Below are 677 nucleotides of genomic sequence, written 5' to 3'. Positions count from 1 at the left end.
GGCCAGCACGGAGGCCACCGGCAGCGCGGGGACCAGCGGGGCGCGGAAGCCGCGCGGCAGGTCGGGGCGGGTGCGGCGCAGGATGACCACGCCGATGGCGACCACGACGAAGGCGAACAGCGTGCCGATGTTCACCAGCTCCGCCAGTTCGGCCAGGCTGGTGAAGCCGGCGATGACGGCGACCACGGCGCCGAGCAGCACGGTGGACCGGTAGGGCGTGCCGAAGCGCGGGTGGACCTGCGAGAAGGCCCGGGGCAGCAGCCCGTCCCGGCTCATGGCGAAGAACACCCGGGTCTGGCCGAGCAGCAGGATCAGGCACACCGTCGTCAGTCCGACCGCGGCGCCGAAGCTGATGAGGCCGGAGTAGAACGGGTGCCCGCTCGCCTTGAACGCGTCGGCGAGCGGGGCGTCCACGGTCAGTTCGGTGTACTTCCGCATGCCGGTGACCACCAGCGAGACGGCGACGTAGAGCAGCGTGCAGATGGCCAGCGAGCCCAGCAGGCCGCGCGGCACGTCGCGCTGCGGGTTCCGGGTCTCCTCGGCCGCGGTGGCCACGATGTCGAAGCCGATGTACGCGAAGAAGACGACGGCCGCCGCCGTGAAGACGCCCTGCACGCCGAAGGTCGTCGGCTCGTACCCGAACATGACCTGGATGAGCGGGGCGGTCAACCCCGAGC

At 71.6% G+C, this 677-nt stretch carries 1 protein-coding gene; it reads right to left on the bottom strand.

Annotated features, from left to right (window positions below; all coding sequences use genetic code 11):
• Nucleotides 1–677: amino acid permease (locus KUM32_RS39950; protein ID WP_217146621.1), on the bottom strand; the 677-nt coding region annotated here is incomplete at both ends.

Source organism: Streptomyces sp. AC627_RSS907 (genome assembly GCF_019049165.1).
This window is presented reverse-complemented; position numbering and strand designations above follow the sequence as displayed.